Annotated in this window: 18 protein-coding genes; 10 read left to right on the top strand and 8 right to left on the bottom strand. The window is 66.5% G+C overall.

Annotation, left to right across the window (positions count from 1 at the left end; all coding sequences use genetic code 11):
* Positions 1 to 348 (bottom strand): hypothetical protein, encoded by a 348-nt coding sequence (locus tag ACLB1G_RS26590; RefSeq protein WP_491630279.1) that lies wholly within the window; start codon positions 346 to 348, stop codon positions 1 to 3.
* Between the two features lie 121 nt (positions 349 to 469).
* Here ACLB1G_RS26590 and ACLB1G_RS26585 point away from each other — a divergent pair, with 121 nt between their 5' ends.
* Positions 470 to 1,546 carry a type II asparaginase gene (locus tag ACLB1G_RS26585; RefSeq protein WP_491630278.1) on the top strand — a complete coding sequence of 359 codons (1,077 nt, stop codon included), beginning with the start codon at positions 470 to 472 and terminating at the stop codon, positions 1,544 to 1,546.
* A gap of 4 nt (positions 1,547 to 1,550) precedes the next feature.
* Here ACLB1G_RS26585 and ACLB1G_RS26580 read toward each other — a convergent pair whose 3' ends face one another.
* Entirely contained in the window at positions 1,551 to 2,168 is a 618-nt protein-coding gene (locus ACLB1G_RS26580) for a flavin reductase family protein (RefSeq protein WP_491630277.1), read from the bottom strand.
* Positions 2,169 to 2,327: 159 nt separating this feature from the next.
* On the opposite strand from ACLB1G_RS26580, the gene ACLB1G_RS26575 reads away from it, so the two are divergent.
* Complete coding sequence (locus ACLB1G_RS26575; RefSeq protein ID WP_491630276.1) at positions 2,328 to 2,783, top strand: GNAT family N-acetyltransferase; 456 nt, start codon at positions 2,328 to 2,330, stop codon at positions 2,781 to 2,783.
* A gap of 39 nt (positions 2,784 to 2,822) precedes the next feature.
* On the opposite strand, the gene ACLB1G_RS26570 is transcribed toward ACLB1G_RS26575, so the two are convergent.
* Entirely contained in the window at positions 2,823 to 3,404 is a 582-nt protein-coding gene (locus tag ACLB1G_RS26570; protein WP_491630275.1) for an FxDxF family PEP-CTERM protein, read from the bottom strand.
* Positions 3,405 to 3,667: 263 nt separating this feature from the next.
* Between ACLB1G_RS26570 and ACLB1G_RS26565 the strand changes: the two genes are divergently transcribed.
* Positions 3,668 to 5,611: a CocE/NonD family hydrolase gene (locus ACLB1G_RS26565; RefSeq protein ID WP_491630274.1), complete on the top strand. Its 1,944-nt coding sequence runs from the start codon at positions 3,668 to 3,670 to the stop codon at positions 5,609 to 5,611.
* On the opposite strand, the gene ACLB1G_RS26560 is transcribed toward ACLB1G_RS26565, so the two are convergent.
* Positions 5,572 to 6,810 (bottom strand): ATP-grasp domain-containing protein, encoded by a 1,239-nt coding sequence (locus tag ACLB1G_RS26560; RefSeq protein WP_491630273.1) that lies wholly within the window; start codon positions 6,808 to 6,810, stop codon positions 5,572 to 5,574. The genes ACLB1G_RS26565 and ACLB1G_RS26560 overlap by 40 nt on opposite strands.
* Before the next feature lie 10 nt (positions 6,811 to 6,820).
* Entirely contained in the window at positions 6,821 to 8,287 is a 1,467-nt protein-coding gene (locus tag ACLB1G_RS26555; RefSeq protein ID WP_491630272.1) for a pyridoxal phosphate-dependent decarboxylase family protein, read from the bottom strand.
* An 80-nt stretch (positions 8,288 to 8,367) separates the two neighbouring features.
* Here ACLB1G_RS26555 and ACLB1G_RS26550 point away from each other — a divergent pair, with 80 nt between their 5' ends.
* Entirely contained in the window at positions 8,368 to 8,805 is a 438-nt protein-coding gene (locus ACLB1G_RS26550; protein ID WP_491630271.1) for a flagellar protein FlaG, read from the top strand.
* An 18-nt stretch (positions 8,806 to 8,823) separates the two neighbouring features.
* Here ACLB1G_RS26550 and ACLB1G_RS26545 read toward each other — a convergent pair whose 3' ends face one another.
* Complete coding sequence (locus ACLB1G_RS26545; protein ID WP_491630270.1) at positions 8,824 to 9,972, bottom strand: mechanosensitive ion channel family protein; 1,149 nt, start codon at positions 9,970 to 9,972, stop codon at positions 8,824 to 8,826.
* Positions 9,973 to 10,141: 169 nt separating this feature from the next.
* Here ACLB1G_RS26545 and ACLB1G_RS26540 point away from each other — a divergent pair, with 169 nt between their 5' ends.
* The 3 genes from ACLB1G_RS26540 to ACLB1G_RS26530 are packed head-to-tail and all read left to right on the top strand — an operon-like array spanning position 10,142 to position 13,963.
* Positions 10,142 to 10,663, top strand: coding sequence for a (2Fe-2S)-binding protein (locus tag ACLB1G_RS26540; RefSeq protein WP_491630269.1), 522 nt, complete (start codon positions 10,142 to 10,144; stop codon positions 10,661 to 10,663).
* On the top strand, positions 10,660 to 11,691 hold the full coding sequence (locus ACLB1G_RS26535; RefSeq protein ID WP_491630268.1) for an FAD binding domain-containing protein: 1,032 nt from the start codon (positions 10,660 to 10,662) through the stop codon (positions 11,689 to 11,691). The genes ACLB1G_RS26540 and ACLB1G_RS26535 overlap by 4 nt, the downstream gene beginning before the upstream one ends.
* Complete coding sequence (locus ACLB1G_RS26530; RefSeq protein ID WP_491630267.1) at positions 11,684 to 13,963, top strand: xanthine dehydrogenase family protein molybdopterin-binding subunit; 2,280 nt, start codon at positions 11,684 to 11,686, stop codon at positions 13,961 to 13,963. Before ACLB1G_RS26535 ends, ACLB1G_RS26530 begins: the two co-directional genes overlap by 8 nt.
* A gap of 7 nt (positions 13,964 to 13,970) precedes the next feature.
* Here the strand turns inward: ACLB1G_RS26530 and ACLB1G_RS26525 are convergent, their stop codons facing one another.
* On the bottom strand, positions 13,971 to 14,228 hold the full coding sequence (locus ACLB1G_RS26525) for a hypothetical protein (protein ID WP_491630266.1): 258 nt from the start codon (positions 14,226 to 14,228) through the stop codon (positions 13,971 to 13,973).
* Positions 14,229 to 14,365: 137 nt separating this feature from the next.
* Here ACLB1G_RS26525 and uvrA point away from each other — a divergent pair, with 137 nt between their 5' ends.
* Positions 14,366 to 16,879, top strand: a complete 2,514-nt coding sequence (gene uvrA / locus ACLB1G_RS26520; protein ID WP_491630265.1) for an excinuclease ABC subunit UvrA — start codon at positions 14,366 to 14,368, stop codon at positions 16,877 to 16,879.
* Between the two features lie 95 nt (positions 16,880 to 16,974).
* Positions 16,975 to 17,217: a hypothetical protein gene (locus ACLB1G_RS26515; protein ID WP_491630264.1), complete on the top strand. Its 243-nt coding sequence runs from the start codon at positions 16,975 to 16,977 to the stop codon at positions 17,215 to 17,217.
* 68 nt (positions 17,218 to 17,285) lie between these two features.
* On the opposite strand, the gene ACLB1G_RS26510 is transcribed toward ACLB1G_RS26515, so the two are convergent.
* On the bottom strand, positions 17,286 to 18,506 hold the full coding sequence (locus tag ACLB1G_RS26510) for a DUF2252 family protein (protein ID WP_491630263.1): 1,221 nt from the start codon (positions 18,504 to 18,506) through the stop codon (positions 17,286 to 17,288).
* A 155-nt stretch (positions 18,507 to 18,661) separates the two neighbouring features.
* Here ACLB1G_RS26510 and ACLB1G_RS26505 point away from each other — a divergent pair, with 155 nt between their 5' ends.
* Entirely contained in the window at positions 18,662 to 20,749 is a 2,088-nt protein-coding gene (locus tag ACLB1G_RS26505) for a TonB-dependent receptor family protein (RefSeq protein ID WP_491630262.1), read from the top strand.
* The last annotated feature ends 21 nt before the right edge of the window (positions 20,750 to 20,770 follow it).

Genomic DNA, 20,770 nt, shown 5'->3' with positions numbered 1-20,770 from the left:
TCACTTGCAGAGCTGGGCCCAGGTGGCCTCGAACTCGGCGGGATCGACCTCGTGCGCCATCAGGGTCAGGTCGCGCGCCACCGAGATATAGCGCTGGAAACCGATATAGGCGCCAAAGGCATCCTTGGCATTGACCTCGCCGCACGGCGCGCCGGTCTTGCCGATGAACTGGTTGCGGAAGCGGGCCGCCGACGGGTCCAGTATCTTTTCCTTCACATATTTCTCGCCCAGGCTGGTCTGCAGGGCTTGCTGCTCCTGCTGCCGCTGGGCCTCCGACTTGCCGCAGGCGGCCAGTCCGAGCAGCAACAGCCCGGCGCCTAGCGCGCGCATGATATAGCCAGGATTCATCACCTCTCCACCGCGAATGATTGGTATCCCCCCATAACGCGCCAGGGTCCTGCATTGTTGACAAGCAGTGGATTTGTTACCATCGCAAGCTCATCCCGTTCCACCATCACCTGGAGACTCCATGCCCCACTTAAAACCCTTGCAGTTCATCAAGGCGCTGTTCCTGCTGGCCCTGATGCTCTCGGCCGCCGCCCGCGCTGAAGGCAAGCTGGCCAATGTGACCATCCTGGCCACCGGCGGCACCATCGCCGGCAGCGGCGCCAGTTCCACCACCACGGTGGGCTATACCGCCGCCACCGTGGGCGTGGACCGCCTGATCGCCGCCGTGCCGGAACTGGCCAAGGTCGCCAACGTCAAGGGTGAGCAGGTGTTCCAGATCGCCAGCGAAAACATGAGCAACGAGCACTGGCTGACCCTGGCCAAGCGCGTCAACACCCTGCTGGCCCGTAAGGATGTGGACGGCATCGTCATCACGCATGGCACCGATACCCTGGAAGAAACCGCCTACTTCCTCAACCTGGTGGTCAAGTCCAGCAAGCCGGTGGTGCTGGTGGGCGCCATGCGCCCGGGTACCGCGCTGTCGGCGGACGGCCCCATCAACCTGTACAACGCCGTGCTGCTGGCGGCCAGCCAGGAAGCCGTCGGCAAGGGCGTGCTGGTGGCCATGAACGACCAGATCCACGGCGCCCGCGATGTCACCAAGACCAATACCTCGACCCCGGACAGCTTCAAGACCCCGGAACTGGGCATGCTGGGCTACATCCAGGGCAACAAGCCCTATTTCTACCATGCGAGCACGCGCAAGCACACGGCCGACACCGAGTTCGACATCAGCCAGCTGCAAAGCCTGCCGCAAGTGGACATCGTCTATGGCTACGCGAATGTCGGTCCGGTGGCCCTGAACGCCCTGGTGGCCGCTGGCGCCAAGGGCATCGTCCACGCCGGCGTGGGCGACGGCAGCCTGGCCGCTCCCGTCAAGGCGGCGCTGATGGCGGCCCGCAAGCAGGGCGTGCTGATCGTGCGCGCCAGCCGGGTCGGCCAGGGCATCGTGGCGCGCAATGGCGAAGCCAACGACGATGAGCTGGACTTCGTGGCTTCCGACACGCTGAACCCGCAAAAAGCCCGTATCCTGCTGATGCTGGCCCTGACCAAAACCAGCGACACCAGCCAAATCCAGCGCATCTTCGCCACTTACTGATTTGTTAAGGCCAGCTGGGCCGCGTCATGCGGAACAGCTCGCCGATCTCGAAGTAGTCGGCCGGGCCGCCGCCCCGCAGTATGGGGTGCGCGGCCGCCGTATCATATACGCCATCGACCAGCAGTTCGTGCGCGATGTGCACCCCCACCACCTCCCCCAGCACCAGCCAGGCGCCCACGCCATGGCCGGACCAGCCTTGCAGTTCGATGATCTGGGTGCGCCGGCATTCGAAGGACACAGGACTTTCCGCCACCCTCGGCACTTCGACTACCCGGGACGGCGCCGGCGTCAGTCCGGCCAGAGCAAACTCATCGACCTCGGGCGGCGCCGCCGCGCAGCTGGCATTCATGGCTGCGGCCAGGGGCCGGGTGGCCAGGTTCCATACGAACTCGCCGTTATCCTCGATATTACGCAGGGTATCCTTGCGGCCCAGGCTGGCGAAGCCTATCAGCGGCGGCGTGTAGTTAAAGGCGTTGAAAAAACTGTACGGCGCGAGGTTCAGCACGCCATCGGCGGCGCGGGTGGCGATCCAGCCTATCGGGCGCGGCCCCACAATGGCATTGAATGGGTCATGCGGCAGGCCGTGGCCCTTTGCAGGCTCATAAAAATAGCGTTCATCCATGATGAAATATCATTAAAAAGCAGATAACTGTCTTTATTTTCGGGAAATTTGATACAAATTCGACCTTGTAGTTCAACCGTGCGCGCCATATGCTGGGCTTTGCGCCGTGGCCCCGCCCCTGTCACGGCATGTTCAACCCTGACCCATCCCCTGTCAGACATGCCCATAGAATCAACGCTTTCCTTCCGGCCGCTGCCCGGCCCCCTTCCGCCCAAGAAATTGCTGGCTTACCGCAAGGATGCAGGCTGGTCCGCCTCATCGCCCAACGATAACACGCCACACCATCCGCTCGGCAAAGTCCAGTGGGTCAGTGTGGAATCGGGCAAACAGCAAGTCGGCATCGCCAGGCTGGAGCTGGCTCCGCCGGAGTTTTGCTGCGTCGCCGACCTCATCATCAACAGCAAATACCGCGGGCGCGGCATAGGCAGCTGGTTCCTGCGGCACATCGAACAGTACTGCGCCGATTTTGGCATCCGCCGCCTGCTGCTGCAGCCCGAACGCGGCACGCAGTCGTTCTATGCGGCGCACGCCTACCAGAGCGATCCCATGGTACCGTCTTTCGTGAAGAAAGATCTCAACCCGTTCCAGCGCAAGCTGTTTTTGCGCCAGGCATAAAAAAACGCGCCGTAGCGCGTTTTTTGCACAGCCCGGGTATCAAGCCTGTTTGCGTTTGCGGCGGGCCAGGAAACCAACCACGCCCATGCCGGCCAGCATCATGCCGTAAGTTTCGGGTTCCGGCACGGCGGCCATCACGCCCAGGTCGGTGGTGTAGCTGCCGCCGGCGTTGCCCAGCACATTGCCGGTGACTTGTACGTAGTAGGAGCCTGCCGACAGGCCGGTGGCGTCCAGGCTCCAGGTATCCTTGGCGCCTATGCCCGAGCCGCCGGTGTTGACACCGTTGTAGGTGGCCAGCACGGTGCTGCTGGACGGATCGTATTTGACCAGGCTGTAGCCGGTGATTTCCAGGTCCTTGACCCTGGTGGTGGACTGGAACAGGGAGGTCAGCGAGCCCGACGAGTCGAAGGGGTTGCCCACGTCGAACTTGAAGGTGTCGATGAAGGACTGGCCGGTGTAGCTGCTGCTGAAGATGTTGCCGAAAGTGGCGCTGCCGCCGCCCACGCCATCATCTTCCAGGACCACGGTGACCGACTTGGTCACGGGAGCAGCGTAGGAAGCTTGTGCGACCATGCTCGCACCCACGATCATCGAAGCCAGCAGCAGAGATTTGAATTTCATTTTATTTCCCAATAGGTTATAAGTTTGAGTGGCAGGCAAGTCAGATATCGATCCGACAACACTGACTATAGGGAAACAATCTGGGATTGAATGTGCGATACCTAACACAGGTCGAAGTTATCTCTTTTTTACTACGTATTTTCATCTTGCCAACCCGCTCCGGCGATACATCGCTGATTTTTAATGGGATTTGTCCAGAACAAATCAGCGGCAGCGATGGGTTAAACTGTCTAATCTGCAATTTTTTCCAAACAGGAGTATTCATGTCCCCGTTCCCCTTGCGCAAGCTCGCCCTGGCGCTGCTGCTCGCAGCTTGCGTGCAACCCGCCCTGCAAGCCGCCGATGCTGCGCCGGCCGCCAGATACAGCCTGCGAGAGCACTACACCAAGTACGAATTCCGCATCCCCATGCGCGACGGCGTGCGCCTGTTCACCGCCGTCTATGTGCCCAAGGACAACTCGAAAACGTATCCTTTCCTCGTCACCCGCACGCCCTACAGCGCCGGCGTCAGCGTGCAGGGCGAACTGCACTACGGCGTGGACTTCTACCCGGAACAGATCGGCCCCTCGCGCGAGTTCGAGAACGCCGGTTACATCTTCGTCAAGCAGGATGTGCGCGGCCGCTATATGTCGGAAGGCAAATGGCAGGAAATGACGCCGCACGCCAAACGCGAGCGTGCCCAGGGGGAAGGCAACGAGAGCGAGGACATGCACGACACGGTGGAGTGGCTGCTCAAGCATGTGCCTGGCAATAACGGCAAGGTCGGCATCCTGGGTACCTCCTACCCGGGCTTCTACACCTCGGCCAGCATCATCGATTCCCACCCCGCCATCAAGGCCGCCTCGCCGCAGGCCCCGGTGACCGACCTGTACATGAACGACGACTCCTACCACGGCGGCGCCTTCATGCTGGCGGCGAACTTCGATTTCTACGCCGCCTTCACGGAAGCGCAGAATCCCACGCCGCTGCCCAAGACCTGGAACAACTTCGAGTATGGGGTGGCGGACGGCTACGACTTCTTCCTCAAGCACCTGACCCTGTCCAATATCACCGCCACGATGACGGACAAGCAGCGCGCCCTGCTGATGCCGACCATCGAGCACAGCACCTACGACGAGTTCTGGCAGAGCCGCGACATCTCGCGCCACCTGAAGAACATCAAGGCGGCCGTGCTGACCGTGGGCGGCTGGTACGACGCCGAAGACCTGCAAGGTCCGCTGACCACCTACCATGCCATCAAGCGCAACAATCCGGGCACCTACAGCGGCCTGGTGATGGGTCCGTGGTCACACGGCGCCTGGAACCGCGCCGACGGCAAGAGCCTGGGCCACGTGAAGTTCGATACGAAAACCGGCGACTACTTCCGCACCAACATCCTGTTCCCCTTCTTCGAGCAGCACCTCAAGGGCGCCGCCAACAAGGGCGCGTCGGAAGTGTATGCCTTCGAGACCGGGACCAACGCGTGGCGCACCCTGCCCGCCTGGCCGCCGAAACAGGCGCAGGCCAGGACCCTGTACTTCGGCGCCAACGGCACGCTGGGCTGGAAGCAGCCTTCCGGCGGCGCCGCGTTCGACGAATACGTGAGCGACCCGCGCAAGCCGGTGCCCTACACGGCTTATCCGGTCACCGGGGTACCCAAGGAATACATGGTGGGCGACCAGCGTTTCGCCGCCAGCCGTCCGGACGTGCTGACCTACACCAGCGACGTATTGGAAGACGATGTGACCCTGGCCGGGCCGGTCAAGCCGCGCTTGTTCGTGTCCACCTCGGGCACGGACTCGGATTGGGTGGTCAAGCTGATCGATGTCTACCCGGCCGAGTACCCGGGCGCCGGCGGCGACGACGAGGACCGCCCCTCGGACGTGCCGCCGCCCAAGCTGACCATGGCCGGCTACCAGCAGCTGGTGCGCGGCGATCCGATACGAGGCAAGTTCCGCAACGGCTTTGAAACGCCCCAGCCCTTCACTCCGGGCAAGGTGGAGGCGGTCAACTACAGCATGAGCGACGTCTACCACACCTTCCGGCGCGGCCACCGCATCATGGTGCAGGTGCAGAGCAGCTGGTTCCCGCTGGTGGACCTGAATCCGCAGACCTTCGCGGACATCCCCAAGGCCAGGCCGGAGGACTTCCAGAAGGCCACCCAGCGCGTGTATCACGCGCCATCGAACTATTCGGGGGTGGAGGTGCTGGTGATGCCCACGCCCTGACGGGCGCGTTCCAGCAGCTGGCGGAACGCGCCGAACACCTTGCGCATGGCCGGCTTCTTGTAGCTGAACATGGGTTCCGGGTCCATGCCGTGCACGATCATGGCGTTGTCGACCTCGAAGATCAGCAAATCGCCATTGGGCAGTTCGCCACAGTCCATGCCGAGGTAGGGCAGCTGCATGCGCTGCGCGATGGCGCGCAGCGCGGCCGCATGGCGCAGCGCGAAGCCCTGCTCGAAGCCGGCCATGCAGGCCGCCTCCTCATCGCGCTTGTGCTGGTCCTCGGTCATGCCGGCGTTCAGGTAGTGGATCATCCAGCGCTGCGAGATCGCGTAGTGGCAGATATAGGCCGCGCCATCGATCAGCACCACGCGGTACTTGCGGAACAGGCCATCGGCGCTGCGGTAATCGACAAAGCGCGAAATATAGTACTGCCCGCCCGGCACCTGCTGCAGGTAGGCGGCCAGGGGCGCCAGGTCGTCCACCTTTTCCAGGTTGGTGCCGGCGTGCGAGCCGAGCGGACGCACGATCAGCGGGAACACGCCGTCGGCCAACAGCGCAACCAGTTCAACCCGGCCATCGGCCAGCGCCTCCAGGTCGGCGCGCTGCACGCGCGCCGTCAGCGGCATGGCCACGCCGGGCAGGCCGCGCAGGGCGGCGCAGGCGCCATCGCGCGACAGCACGGCTATGTGCTCGGGACGGTTGATCACCGGACGCGGCCAATCCTTCACATATTCCACCAGACGGCGCAGCAGCTCGCGGTTGGCGTCCGATTCGGCCACGCCCACCAGCAGCACGTCGTGCTCCGGCACTTCGGTGGGGAAAGGCCGGTCGGCCGTCAGGTACAGCAGCTCCAGCGTCACATCCGAGTCCTCGACCAGGAATTCCACCGGCGTGTTGGACATCAGGTCGCCCGGCCCCATCAGCACCAGCAGGCGCAGGCCCGGCCCTTGGCCCAGGGCCGGCAGCGTGTAGTGCGGCTGCACGGCAATGGCCTCGGCCTGCACCGCCAGCGCGTTGTCGCGGTTGCCCGTCAGCTGCAGCACGGTGGAAAAATCCAGCAGCGCGTGGGCGTCGTCCGGGTTGGCGGTGGCGCGCCGCAGCAGCGCCTCGCCGATGGGCACCATGTCCTCGCCGGCGAAGGCCTTGCGCATCAGGGGCGCCACGCCGATCAGGGGCGGCAGGTCGGAGACATGGGTCATGGCAGCCTCGCTAGGGTTGGGGGCCGGCCGCGGCTCGGGCCGCGCCCAGGCGCAGCACGGCCTCCAGCAGCGCGTCCAGCTCGGCCTCGCTGCTACGGTGGTTGACGATGGCGCAGCGTATCGCCAGCTTGCCGGCCACCGTGGTGACGGAGGGCGCGGCGATGCCGGATTCCTGCAGGTCGGCCGCCAGTTCGGCGTTCAGTGCGTCCAGATCGGCATCCAGGTCGCCGTCCTCGCTGCGGTAGCGGAAGCACACGATGTTGAGCGACACCGGCGCCAGCAGCTCCAGCTCCGGGCGCGCCGCCACCTTCGCTTCCAGGTAGCGCGCCAGTTCGCAGGTGCGGGCGATGACCTGGCCCAGCTTGTCCGCGCCGTAGACCTGGATGGTGAACCAGGTCTTCAGGGCGCGGAAGCCGCGCGACAAGTCCGGCCCGAAATCATGCGGCCATGGCGAGTTGCCGGCCATGCCACGCTCGTCGCGCCGCAGGTAGGCGGCCGGCGACACGAAGGTGGAGCGGTGCAGCTCGCCGTCGCGCACCAGCACGAAGCCGGCGTCGTACGGCACCTGCGCCCACTTGTGGAAATCGAAAGCAATCGAGTCGGCCAGTTCGATGCCGGCCAGGCGCGGCGCCAGTTGCGGCGACAGCATGGCCAGCGCGCCAAAGGCGCCGTCGATGTGGAACCAGGCGCCGTTCCGGCGCGCGATGTCGCCGATGGCCTGCAGGTCGTCGATGGCGCCCACATCCACCGTGCCGGCCGTGCCGGCCACGAAGAAGGGCCGCAGGCCGGCCGCCAGGTCCGCCTCGATGGCTTGCTCCAGGGCGGCAGGATCCATGCGGAATTGCGCATCGACGGCGATGCGTCGCAGCCTGGCGCGGCCCATGCCGCCCAGGTCCAGGGTCTGGGCCACGCAGCCGTGCGCGCCCACCGAAGTGTAGGCCACCAGGCGCGCGCCCTCCTCGCCCAGGCCGTGTTCGCGCACCTCCGGCCCCAGGGCGCGGCGGCGCGCCACCAGCATGGCGATGAAATTGGCCATGGAAGTGCCGGTCACCAGCACCCCGCTGGCGCCTTCCGGGAAGGAGAACAGTTCGCGCATCCATTCCACGATCTGGCGCTCGACCTCGACCGGGGCCTGCTGGCGCCCGCCCACGTTGGAATTGAGGCCGGCCGCCAGCATCTCGGCCAGCATGCCGACCGGATTGCCGCCGCCCTGCACCCAGCCGAAGAAGCCGGGATGGGCGTTGCCTATCGAGTAAGGCAGCACTTCGCGCATGAAAGTGTCATGGGCCTCGGCCAGCGGCGAACCTTCCCTGGGCAGGGGCCGGCGGAAGCTGGCGCGCACCGATTCCGGCGGTTTTTGCCACACCGGCCGCTCGCGCAGGCCGCTCAGGTAATCAATCATATCGTCGAGCATGCGATGGCCCTGGGCCCGCAGCTCGTCCCAATTATCGGGATCTAGGGAGGTGTGTTGAGACATGTGCGCAGCATACTGCAAAAGTGGCGCGGGCACAAAAATGCGGGCGCCCCCCTCATCTTTTCCGAAATGCTGCCGTTACCGTGGATAACGGGGCCATCCGTCCAAGCGCGGCCCGGGACAAGGACGAACATATGAATATCAATCCGACAACCAGCAAGACGAGCGCCACGCCAGATTACCTGACGGCTGTGCAGACGCGCGCCGCGCGCACGCCGGCCGAGCCGGCGGTCCAGACCGAGACGGTGCAGTCGGTCACGCCTGGCAAGCAGGCGCAGGATGTCAACAAGACTGACTTGAAGAATTCCGTTGATGCTATCAACAAATTTCTTAAAGTCAATAGCCAAGTCCAGTTCAGCATAGACGACGACACCGGCGGCACCGTGGTCAAGGTGGTCGATACCGAAACCAAACAGGTGTTGCGCCAATTCCCGTCCGAGCAGGCGCTGGAAATCAGCAAGGATTTGCAAAAGCAGGAAGCCTCCGCCATGAAAGGCCTGCTGATCAAGGGCGAGGCCTGAAGATCTTCACTGTCTGATTCAGACCGGCCGGGAGGCGCGCGGCTGCAAGTTCAGTGCGGGCGCAGCGGCGCGCGCCGGCGGCCTGACAGCTTCTTCCGCCCGGGGCGCACGCTCCACCAGCACGTGATAAGCCGGGCTGCTGGCAGCCACCCCCATCTCCTCGATAGACTCCATGGCCGCCAGCAGGATCGCCTGCTGCACGTCCATGTAGTCCAGATAGGATGAATTCAGCACGAAATACACCACCTCGAACTCCAGCGCATCCTGGGCCACGGCCTTCAGGTGGGCGCGGTCGAAGCGCACCTGGTCCTGGCGCTCGATGATCTGGCGCAGGGCGCCCGGCACGCGCGCCGCCAGCGCGGGCGGGGTGGCTGGATTGACCTTCAGCGAAAACTGCACTCGGCGGTTCTGCATGCGCTTGTAGTTGCGCAGGGTGTTCTTCAGCATCTCGGTATTGGAAATGACGATCTGTTCGCCGCTGTCGGCGCGGATGCGGGTGGTTTTCAGGCCCACGTGCTCGACGCTGCCCGACACGCCCGCCACCGCGATCGCATCGCCCACCTCGAACGGCTTGTCGACCGCGATAGACAGCGAAGCAAACAGGTCGCCCAGGATGTTCTGCACCGCCAGCGCCACGGCGATGCCGCCTATGCCCAGGCTGGCCACAAAAGTGGTCACGTTGATGCCCAGGTTGGACAGCATGGCCAGCAGGAAGATCACCCACAGCACGGTCTTGACGGCCCAGACGATCAGGGTGTGCGCCATGGGCGCGGGCGTGTGCGCGTCAGTGGCATGGCGCTGGAAATAGCGTCCGGCGCCGACCGCCACCGCGCGGTCCAGGTACAGCACCAGCTGCAGGCCCAGGGCGATGAACCACAGGTGGCGCACCCGCTCGTCCCAGGGCGAGGGCAGGTCCAGCAGCGTCAGTCCGATCAGGAGCGCCAGCATGAAGACGGCCAGGTTGCTGGTGCGGCCCAGGACGGCCTTGGCCATCTGTGCGGCCGGGCTGCGGGTGTGCCCCTGCTCTTCCACGCGGTCGAGACGGCGGCGCACGAAGGCCACGCAGGCATGCACGGCGACGAAGGTGAGGACGGCGGCGGCGATGGCCAGGAGCCAGTTTTCGCCATCGATGGACGAGAGCATACTGCTGAAGTGTTGGGAATTCATTCCATCTCCTTTCTACGGCGGAGCCGCCACCGTGCCACGGCGCGACCGGCCTGTCGGCGCGCCAGCTAACAGAAAGGCCGCACTTCCGGGTGCTATGTGAGCCAGCGCACCACGGTCGCCCGCCGCGCTTGCTACCTTGGCGGCTACACCCACGCCACCAGGATGTCCCATGGATACGCCCGTCCCCCATTACCCGGTCACGCTGACCGTCAACGGCCGCCAGCACCAGCTGCAGGTGGCGGCCTGGGTCAGCCTGCTCGACCTGCTGCGCGAGCAGCTGGCCCTGACCGGCACCAAGAAAGGCTGCGACCACGGCCAGTGCGGGGCCTGCACCGTGCTGGTGGACGGGCGCCGCATCAACGCCTGCCTGACCCTGGCCGTGATGCAGGATGGCCGCAGCATCACCACCGTAGAGGGCCTGGCGCAAGATGGACAGCTGCACCCGCTGCAGCGCGCCTTTATCGAATGCGACGCCTTCCAGTGCGGCTACTGCACGCCGGGCCAGCTGTGTTCCGCCATCGGCATGCTGCACGAAGGCCATGCGCACGATGCAGATCAGGTGCGTGAACTCATGAGCGGCAATGTGTGCCGCTGCGGCGCCTATCCGCAAATCGTGGAAGCCATCAGCCAGGTGATGGGCATCTCCCCTGCCGGCGATGAACGGGCCGTGGTCGGCACGGTGCCGGCATGAGGCCCATGACCTTTGCCGCGCCGGACAGCGCGCGTGCGGCCCTTGATGAGCTATCGGGATTGTCCACCCCTGGGCGCCTGGTGCGCCTGGTGGCCGGCGGCACCAACCTGATCGACCTGATGAAGGAAAACGTGATACGCCCGGCGCACCTGGTGGACATCAACCGCCTGCCGCTGGACGCCATCGCCGAACAGGCCGATGGCGGGCTGCAGCTGGGCGCCCTGGCGCGCAACGCCGACACCGCCTACCATCCGCTGGTGCGCGCGCGCTATCCGCTGCTGACTGCCGCCATCCTGGCCGGCGCCTCGCCGCAGATACGCAACATGGCCAGCAATGGCGGCAACCTGCTGCAGCGCACCCGCTGCGTCTACTTCTACGACACCGGCGTACCATGCAACAAACGCGCGCCGGGCAGCGGCTGCTCCGCCATCGGCGGCGTGACGCGCGCGCACGCCATCCTGGGCGCCAGCGAACTGTGCATCGCCACCCATCCATCGGACATGTGCGTGGGCCTGGCGGCGCTGGACGCCTGCGTGCACGTGGCCAGCCGGGACGGCGAACGCACCATCCCGTTTGCGGACTTCCACCGCCTGCCCGGCATGACGCCGGAACTGGACACCAACCTGGCTGGCGATGAACTGATCACCCATATCAGCCTGCCGCCCGCGCCGCACTACGCCGGACACAGCGCCTACCTCAAGATACGCGACCGCGCCTCGTATGCATTTGCGCTGGTGTCGGTGGCGGCCGCGCTCGATCTGGGCGAGGATGGCACGGTGCGTTCGGCGCGGGTGGCGCTGGGCGGCGTGGCCCACAAGCCCTGGCGCGATCCGGCCGCCGAAGCGCTGCTGCAAGGCGCGCCGGCCGGCCCCGCCAGCTTCCAGCGCTTGGCGGACGCGCTGCTGCAGGGCGCGGTCGGACAGGGCGAAAACGACTTCAAGATCAACCTGGCGCGGCGCGCCATCGTGCGCGCCCTGCAGACCGCGCAGGCGGGAACAATGGACAACACAGGAGAACGGCATGACTGAGCTGATACCGGAACTGCGCGCCCCGCGCGCCGACGCGGGTACAGGACCGGTCAGCATAGGCACGCCGCAGCCGCGCATCGACGGCCGCGCCAAGGTCACCGGCGAGGCGCGCTACGCCGCCGAGTACTTTGCCGATGGCCTGGTGTACGGCGTGGTGGTCAGCAGCACCATCGCGCGCGGCCGCATCAGCGGTTTCGAGCAGCAGGACACGCTGGCCGCACCGGGCGTGATCGCCATCCTGACGCACGAGAACCGCCCGCGCCTGCGCTCCTTCGACATCTTCTACAAGGACATGACGGCGCCGGCCGGCTCGCCGTTCCGGGTGCTGTACGACGACCAGGTTCACTACAGCGGCCAGCCGGTGGCGCTGGTGCTGGGCGAGACTTTCGAGGCCGCCCGCAACGGCGCCGCCCTGCTGCGCGTGCGCTACGACGCCGAGGCCCATGCCACCGATCTGCGGGCGCACCTGGCCGGCGCGCACGAACCCAGCCACCTGAAGGCCGGCTACACGCCGCCGCCGGGAGAGCGCGGCCATCCGGACCCGGTCTGGCACGACGCCGCCGCCAGGATACAGGCCGACTACTACAGCGGAGTCGAACACCACAATCCGCTGGAGCTGTTCGCCTCCACCGTCATACGCGGCGAGGATGGCCATCTCACCATCTACGACAAGACCCAGAGTTCGCAGAACAGCCGCTGGTACGTGTCGCACGTGTTCGGCATCGCCAAGGACAAGGTCACGGTGCGCAATCCCTACGTGGGCGGCGCCTTCGGTTCCGGCCTGCGCCCCAACTACCAGCTGCCGCTGGCGGTGATGGCGGCGCTGCAGCTGGAGCGCTCGGTGCGGGTGGTGCTGACGCGCCAGCAGATGTTCACCTTCGGTCACCGCCCCGAGACCCTGCAGCGCCTGCGCCTGGCGGCCGACGCCGACGGCCGCCTGCGCAGCATGGTGCACGAGGCGGTGGCGGAAACCTCGCGCAACGAGGATTACGTGGAAGTGGTGGTCAACTGGGGCGCCCAGCTGTACCAGTGCGACAACGCCCGCTTCGGCTACAAGCTGGTGTCGCTGGACCGCTACAGCCCCATGGACATGCGCGCTCCCGGCGCCGCCCACGGCGTGTTCGCGCTGGAGACGGCCATGGATGAACTGGCGTGGGAGCTGGGCATGGACCCGCTGGCACTGCGCCTGAAAAATTATGCGGACTACAATCCCAACGACGGCCTGCCCTACTCCAGCAAGGAACTGCGCGCCTGCTACACGCTGGCCGCCGAGCGCTTCGGCTGGAGCGCGCGCGATCCGCGTCCGCGCGCCCGCCGCGAGGGCACGGAATGGGTGGGCTGGGGCATGGCCACCGGCATCTGGGACGCGCTGCAGATGTTCGCCCGCGCCAGCGCCGTGCTGCATGCGGACGGCCGCCTGGTGGTCAGCAGCGCCGCTTCCGACATCGGCACCGGCACTTATACCGTGATGGCCATGATCGCGGCCGACGCGCTGGGACTGCCGCTGGAACGGGTCACTTTCCAGCTGGGCGACTCCACCCTGCCGGTGGCGCCCATCGAGGGCGGTTCCTCGCACGTGGCGACGGTCGGCTCGGCCGTGCAGGGCGCCTGCGACAAGCTCAGGAAACGGCTGCTGCGCCTGGCCCGGCGCGCGCCCGGTTCGCCGCTGGCCGGCGCCAAGGCGCACGAGGTCGAATTCGCCGAAGGCTATATCCGCCTGCGCAAGCGGCCCGCCGCCAGCCTGGCCCTGTCCGAGCTGGCGGGGCTGGAGGACGGCCGCATCGAGGAAAAATACCTGATGCTGCCGAATATGCTCAAGCAGCGCAAGTACACGCGCCTGACCCATTCCGCCGTGTTCTGCGAAGTGCGGGTGGACGAGGAACTGGGCACGGTGCGCGTGACGCGCGTGGTGAGCGCGGTGGCTGCCGGACGCATCATCAATCCGCAGACGGCGCGCAGCCAGGTCAGCGGCGGCATCGTGTGGGGCATCAGCCAGGCCCTGCACGAGGAAACCCATACCGACCACCGGCTGGGCCGCTTCATGAACCACAACCTGTCCGAATACCATGTGGCGGTGCAGACCGACATCCACGATATCGACGTGATCTTCGCCGACGAACATGACGAGGTGGTCAGCCGCCTGGGCGCCAAGGGCGTGGGCGAAATCGGCATCGTGGGCGTGCCGGCGGCCATCGGCAACGCCATCTACCACGCCACCGGCCGCCGCCTGCGGGCCACGCCATTCACCCCGGACAAGGTGATGGCACCCTAGACCGCATTCATGTTGAACCTCCGTCCGCGTCTTTTTCGTTCTTGAAGATGCCACGCACGTTGGTCACCCCCAGCAGCGTGTTGAGCACGATCAGGGCCCAGGCCCCGTCGTGCACGCCCCACACGATCCAGCCCACGTTACTGGCCAGGAAAACCCAGAACCCGGCCAGGCGCCGGCGCGCGTCGCGCGAGCCCACCAGCCAGGCCGCCAGCAGCGAGGCCGCCATGGCCGGCCATTGCAGCAATGCTATCCAGTCATCCATCATGCGCCTCCTTTACAGGCCAATGTAGCGGCGTTGCGCAGCGCGCTATGTAAGCGCACGTACATACCGGCGCGGCGCGCGGTAGGATGATGAGTCCGACCATACAACCTCGACCATACCACCTGGACCAGCACCGCACCATGAGCAAAGCATCCAGCCACTCCGGCTACGTACACGTGCGCGGCGCGCGCGAGCACAACCTGCGCAACGTCGACCTCGATATTCCGCGCGATGCGCTGGTGGTGTTTACCGGCGTGTCCGGCTCCGGCAAATCCTCGCTGGCCTTCGGCACCCTGTATGCCGAGGCGCAGCGGCGCTACCTGGAATCCGTGTCGCCCTACGCGCGCCGGCTGTTCCACCAGATGGCGGTGCCGGAAGTGGACGCGATAGACGGCCTGCCGCCGGCCGTGGCCCTGCAGCAGCAGCGCGGCGGGACCAGCACGCGCTCCTCGGTGGGCAGCGTCACCACGCTGTCCAACCTGCTGCGCATGCTGTATTCGCGCGCCGGCGACTATCCGGCCGGCCAGTCCTTGCTGTACGCGGAATCGTTCTCGCCCAACACGCCGGAGGGCGCCTGCCCGGAATGCCACGGCCTGGGCCGCATCTACACCGTGACGGAACAGTCCATGGTGCCGGACGACAGACTGACCATACGCGAGCGCGCCGTGGCCGCCTGGCCGCCGGCCTGGCATGGCCAGAACCTGCGCGAGATCCTCATGACCCTGGGCCACGATGTCGACACGCCCTGGCGCGAGCTGCCGAAAAAGACGCGCGACTGGATCCTGTTCACCGACGAGCAGCCCACGGTGCCCGTGTATTCCGGCTTCACCATGGCCGAGGTGCGCGCCGCGCTCAAGCGCAAGGCCGCGCCCAGCTACCAGGGCACTTTCACCAGCGCGCGCAAGTATGTCATGCAGACGTTTGCCACCACCCAGAGCGCGCAAATGAAAAAGCGCGTGGCGCAGTACATGATAGGGGCCGACTGCCCGGTATGCGCGGGCAAGCGCCTGCGGCCGGAAGCACTGTCGGTCAAGTTCGCCGGCCACGACATCACCTCGCTGGCGCGCCTGCCACTCAAGCAGCTGGCCGCCACCGTGCAGCCCTACGCCGACGGCGGCAAACAGCCGCGCGACCATCGCAAGCACCCGGAAAAAGCCGTGGTGGCGCAGCGCATCGCAGCCGACCTGGCGGGCCGGCTGGCAGTGCTGCTGGAGCTGGGCCTGGGATACCTGACCCTGGAGCGCAGCACGCCCACCCTGTCGCCCGGCGAGCTGCAGCGCCTGCGGCTGGCGACCCAGGTGCGCTCCAACCTGTTCGGCGTCGTGTACGTGCTGGACGAGCCGTCCGCCGGCCTGCACCCGGCCGACACCGAGGCCCTGCTGGACGCGCTGCAGCGCTTGAAGGCAGGTGGCAACAGCCTGTTCGTGGTCGAGCACGACCTGGATGTGATAGCCCGCGCCGACTGGATCGTGGACGTGGGACCCGGCGCCGGCGAGCTGGGCGGCCAGGTGCTGTACAGCGGTCCGCCGCAGGGACTCAAGAAGGTCGAGGCCTCGCTCACCCGGCGCTACCTGCACCACGAGGCCGAGGCGCCGGCATCCCGTGCGCGCCAGCCGCGCGCCTGGCTCACGCTCAAGGGCGTCACCCGCAACAACCTGCGCAAGCTGGACGCCAGTTTTCCGCTGGGCGTGCTGGCCAGCGTGACCGGTGTCTCCGGGTCCGGCAAATCCACGCTGGTGAGCCAGGCCCTGGTCGAGCTGGTGGGCGCCGCCCTGGGCCAGCCGGCCGCCAGCGAGGAGCAGGACGATACGCTGGAACAGCCGGCGCAGCCCACCGGGGGCCGCATCGCGTGCGGTATCGAACACCTGCGGCGGCTGGTGCAGGTTGACCAGAAACCCATAGGCCGCACGCCGCGCTCCAACCTGGCCACCTACACCGGCTTGTTAGACCACGTGCGCAAGCTGTTTGCCGCCACCCCGGCCGCGCGCAAGCAGCGCTACGACGCCGGACGCTTTTCCTTCAACGTGGCCAAGGGCCGCTGCCCGGCCTGCGAGGGTGAGGGCCAGGTGATGGTGGAACTGCTGTTCCTGCCCAGCGTGTACACGCCCTGCCCGTCCTGCCACGGCGCGCGCTACAACGACGCCACCCTGGCGGTGCGCTACCGCGAGCGCAATATCGCCGAGGTGCTGGGCATGACGGTGGACGCGGCCCATGATTTCTTCGACGGCGAGGCGGCCGTGCAGCGTCCGCTGGCGGTGCTGCGCGACGTCGGCCTGGGCTATTTGCGCCTGGGCCAGTCGGCCACCGAGTTGTCCGGCGGCGAGGCCCAGCGCGTCAAGCTGGCCACCGAGCTGCAGCGTCCCCAGCACGGCGACACCTTGTACATCCTGGATGAACCCACCACCGGCCTGCACCCGTCCGACATCGACCGCCTGCTGGCCCAGCTGCAGGTGCTGGTGGACGCGGGCAACACGGTTATTGCTGTTGAGCACGACATGCGGGTGGTGGCCGCCAGCGACTGGGTGCTGGACATCGGCCCCGGCGCCGGCGACGAGGGCGGCCAGGTGGTGGCCAGCGGTACGCCTGCGGAAGTGGCCGCCAGCGCGGCCAGCCGCACCGCGCCCTACCTGACGCGGCAGCTTGCAGGACGCTAGTGTTGTATCCGTGTGGTGGCGCACCACATTTTCAAGCGCTCGCTGGCAAACTTCAAAACACGGTCTATATTGGAGTGGTAGCAAGGAGATTGATTATGTTCAGCAAGCGCACGCACCGTCCCGACTTCGCTTCATCCGAAGTGGTGGAAACCGGCATTTCGTTGGCAGACCGTCTAGGCATCGCCAGCGCGGTGGCCTACCTCAGCGGGCGGGGCATCCCTGAACGCATCATCGCCCGGGTCCTCACGGCCCCTTGGCGCCGCCGCAATCCCGGCCGCCTGCGCAGCCGCGAAGAGCACCTGTGCGAGGAAGCCTCGCGCTTCAAGTTCCTGCTGTAGCCCGATCACACGCGCTCATGGCGCCTCGCGCGCGCCGCCGCGCTGGCGCACGGCTGGCGGCACGGCGCCTAGTCCTGGCCGGGTTCGACACGGGTGAGCAGCGACGCATACTTGCGGCAGTGCTCCAGGTAACCTGCCTCATGGCTGGCCAGCAGCTGCACCACGCTGCTCCACAGCCAGGCCGGCGCGCCATGCGACTTGCTGGCGCTGGCGCGCAGGGCCGTCAGCCATTCGCGCCGGGTCTCCGCATCCATTTGCCGGGCATGGGCCTGGCCGACCACCGCCGCCAGGTAGCGCGCCGTGCGCGTGGCTTCGTCGACACTGAGCAGGTCGATCTCCAGCTTCAGGTCCTGCGGCAATAGCTCGCGCGCGAACACGCCATGGCCCAGGAAGCGCGCCGCGAACATGCGCTGGCCCAGGGCTGGCGCCAAATTCAGCGCGCCCGTATGCACCCGGCGCGCATTGTCGCGCGGGATGCTGACCCGCTGGTAGCGCGGCGCCGAGGCCTGCACTGCTTCCTTGATGTCGACCAGGCACACATCCGTTTCACCCACGCCCACCAGCAGCGCATAGCGCAGCAGCCCGAGCGAGCTGCAGCCCTTGACCCAGTAGGCGGCGTCCAGCAGCCTGATATCGGCGTCGCGGTTGCGGCCCTTGAGCTGCGTCACCAGCTCGGCCATGGCGGGCGTTTTGCACAGCTCCTTGATGGCCTGCGATTCCTCCCGGGACAGCGGCCAGAAATTCTTCCCCAGCGGGATGGCCGGCGTGGTGCCGGCGATGCGCTCCTGCGCCAGCTGCTTCCACGAGCGCTTGCTGGCGCGCCGCACGGCCGCCTGCGCCACCTCCGGAATGGGAACGCCGACCGGCATGTCCTGGGGATGGAAGGCGCTGGTGTAGCCGTCCAGCAGGTGCTCCAGCATTTGCGCCGTCACCACGCCGGGCAGCAGCGAATTGCGCGCCGCCGTCGCCAGCGACAGGGCCAGCCGCACCAGGTCGTGCACCGGATTGCCGATGGTGGTCTGGTCGAAGTCGCGCATGCGCAGGCTGACATGGCCCTCGCCATCGGCCAGGGGCCCCAGATTGCCCAGGTGGCAGTCGCCGCATATCCACACCGGCGGTCCCTTGGGCAACGCATGGCCGCGATGGCTGTGCAGCCATTCGTAATAGCGGATGGTGTTGCCGCGCACGTAGGCGTGCGGCGAGCGCGCCATTTTTTCGTTGCGCCGCTGTATCAGCAATTCATGGCGCTGGTCGGGACTGGGATGGGAACTGGAACCGGGCTTTTTCACGTGGCGCTACCTCCTGTGCAGCAACCTTAGCGCGCCACGCCTTGCCCCATGGTGCGCTGGCGTACCAAGTACACCGGCATGCCGTAAGGCAATGACAAATCTAAATGAGAAGTGTTATCATTCCCTCCCTTTTAAGCACGTTTCCAAGGATAGCCATGTCCCGCATCGCCACGCCCACCCTGAACACTTGCGCCGCCGCAGTAGCGGCCGCCCTGCTGGCGCTGCCCGCCATTGCGCAAGAGGCGGCGCCGCAGGAGCAGCAGGTACTGGAAAGCATACAGGTGACGGGCAGCTGGCTGGGCAGCGGCCTGCAGAACAGCGTCAAGAACTTTGCCGGCGCCCGCACCGTGGTGCAGAAGCAGGATATCGAGGATACCGGCGCCGCCACCATCGGCGACGTGATGCGCCGCATCCCCGGCGTGCAAAGCACGGACAACTCGGGCACGGCCGGCAGCGCCATTTCGCTCAACATCGGCGTGCGCGGGTTGAGCGGGCGCTACTCGCCGCGCTCCACCGTGCTGCTGGACGGGATACCCATGGCGGTCGCGCCGTATGGCCAGCCGCAGCTGTCGTTCGCGCCGGTCAGCCTGAACAACATCGAATCGGTGGACGTGGTGCGTGGCGGCGGCGCGGTGCGCTACGGCCCGCAGAACGTGGGCGGCATCATCAACTTCAGCACCCGCGCGATACCGGATACGCCGGGCCTCCACGGCGACGCCTCGGTACGCTACAACGACTTCGGCGGCAACGGTGGCCACAACACCCAGTACAGCGCCTTCGTCGGCAGCCAGCTGGACAATGGCCTCGGCATCGCCCTGCTGTATGCCGGCATCGACGGCGGCGAGTGGCGCGTGGGCAGCAATGAGCGCGTCAACGACGTGGCGCTGAAACTGCGCTACCAGCTCAGCCCGACAAGCCAGGTGTATGGCAAGCTGTCCTATTACGACGTGCTGTCGCGCACCCCTGGCGGCCTGACCGTGGCCCAGTACCAGGCCAACCCGTTCCAGAACACCCGCCCCACCGACTTCTGGAGCGGCGACCGCAAGGGAGCCGACATCGGCTACCTGAATACCCTGTCAGCCACGCAGGAAGTCGAAATCAAGGCCTATTACAACGAGAGCTTCCGCCAGAGCGCCCTGGTGAACACGGCCAGGACCCAGCTCACCTGGCAGCCGCGCAATTACCAGGTGCTGGGCATAGAGCCGCGCTACACCCAGCGCCTGGCGCTGGGCCCGGCCACGCACGACATCACGGTCGGCTACCGCTACCTGCGCGAACGCGGCGACGACAACAACTATGTGCAAACCCTGGCCACGGGCGTGAAAGGCGCGGTCACCACCTTCGACAACGCCACCGACGCCCACGCAGTCTACATCGACGACCGCATCGCGCTGGGCGCGTGGCGCATCACGCCGGGCGTGCGCTACGAGCGCATTGCCTCGGACCGCAACGATGCTGCGGCCGGCAAGACCTACAGCACCGACAACAACAAGGCCCTGCCCTCGCTCAACGTGGCCTATCTGCTGACGCCGGCGCTGACCGTGTTCGCCAACTACGGCACCTCGTTCGGCCCGGTACAGAACACCCAGCTCAATTCGCAGACCGCCGCCAACCCGCTGCAGCCGGAACTGGCCAAGACCACCGAGCTGGGCGCACGCTGGAAATCACGTACGCTCAGCGCCGAGCTGACCGCCTTCCAGCTGCGCTTCGACAACCAGATCCTGCAGATCGCCGGCAGCAATCCGCCCGTGTTCCAGAACATAGGCGCGACCAAGCATGACGGCATCGAGAGCGCGCTGGACTACCGCTTTGCCGACGACAGCCTGCTGGCCGGGCTGGGCCTGTACGCCAACTACAACTACACGCGCGCCATCCAGGAATCCGGCAGCACGGCCGGCCTGGACGTGCCCTTCTATTCACGCAACACCGGCACCCTGGGGGCGCGCTACCGCGTGAGGAACTGGAGCTTCAACGCCTCGGCCACGCAGCAGAGCGCGCAATTCTCGGACACCGCCAACACGGTGGCGGAAAACGCGGCGGCCGCCGTGGGACGCATACCCGGCTACCGGCTGGTCAACCTGCAGGCCGGCTACAAGCTGCCGGGCAGGCCGGGGGTCGAAGTACTGGCCGGCGTGAACAACGCCAGCGACAAGCGCTACTACACCCGCAACGTGGATGGCAACGCCGGCCGCATGGTGGGCGCGCCGCGCCTGGCTTACCTGCAGCTGCGCTCCACTTTCTGAGGCGCCGCAGGCGCATGGGTG

The sequence above is a fragment of the Duganella kummerowiae genome, from assembly GCF_053572355.1.
Note: the sequence above shows the minus strand (reverse complement) of the source record. Positions and strands in the feature narration are given on the sequence as shown.

Bases quoted from the DNA above. Each gene is read 5' to 3' on its own strand.
- ACLB1G_RS26515 (WP_491630264.1), top strand. From the start codon at position 16,975: ATGTTCAGCAAGCGCACGCACCGTCCCGACTTCGCTTCATCCGAAGTG.
- ACLB1G_RS26575 (WP_491630276.1), top strand. From the start codon at position 2,328: ATGCCCATAGAATCAACGCTTTCCTTCCGGCCGCTGCCCGGCCCCCTT.
- ACLB1G_RS26585 (WP_491630278.1), top strand. From the start codon at position 470: ATGCCCCACTTAAAACCCTTGCAGTTCATCAAGGCGCTGTTCCTGCTG.
- ACLB1G_RS26565 (WP_491630274.1), top strand. From the start codon at position 3,668: ATGTCCCCGTTCCCCTTGCGCAAGCTCGCCCTGGCGCTGCTGCTCGCA.
- ACLB1G_RS26505 (WP_491630262.1), top strand. From the start codon at position 18,662: ATGTCCCGCATCGCCACGCCCACCCTGAACACTTGCGCCGCCGCAGTA.
- ACLB1G_RS26555 (WP_491630272.1), bottom strand. From the start codon at position 8,287: ATGTCTCAACACACCTCCCTAGATCCCGATAATTGGGACGAGCTGCGG.
- ACLB1G_RS26590 (WP_491630279.1), bottom strand. From the start codon at position 348: ATGAATCCTGGCTATATCATGCGCGCGCTAGGCGCCGGGCTGTTGCTG.
- ACLB1G_RS26560 (WP_491630273.1), bottom strand. From the start codon at position 6,810: ATGACCCATGTCTCCGACCTGCCGCCCCTGATCGGCGTGGCGCCCCTG.
- ACLB1G_RS26530 (WP_491630267.1), top strand. From the start codon at position 11,684: ATGACTGAGCTGATACCGGAACTGCGCGCCCCGCGCGCCGACGCGGGT.
- ACLB1G_RS26580 (WP_491630277.1), bottom strand. From the start codon at position 2,168: ATGGATGAACGCTATTTTTATGAGCCTGCAAAGGGCCACGGCCTGCCG.
- uvrA (WP_491630265.1), top strand. From the start codon at position 14,366: ATGAGCAAAGCATCCAGCCACTCCGGCTACGTACACGTGCGCGGCGCG.
- ACLB1G_RS26540 (WP_491630269.1), top strand. From the start codon at position 10,142: ATGGATACGCCCGTCCCCCATTACCCGGTCACGCTGACCGTCAACGGC.
- ACLB1G_RS26570 (WP_491630275.1), bottom strand. From the start codon at position 3,404: ATGAAATTCAAATCTCTGCTGCTGGCTTCGATGATCGTGGGTGCGAGC.
- ACLB1G_RS26545 (WP_491630270.1), bottom strand. From the start codon at position 9,972: ATGAATTCCCAACACTTCAGCAGTATGCTCTCGTCCATCGATGGCGAA.
- ACLB1G_RS26525 (WP_491630266.1), bottom strand. From the start codon at position 14,228: ATGATGGATGACTGGATAGCATTGCTGCAATGGCCGGCCATGGCGGCC.
- ACLB1G_RS26535 (WP_491630268.1), top strand. From the start codon at position 10,660: ATGAGGCCCATGACCTTTGCCGCGCCGGACAGCGCGCGTGCGGCCCTT.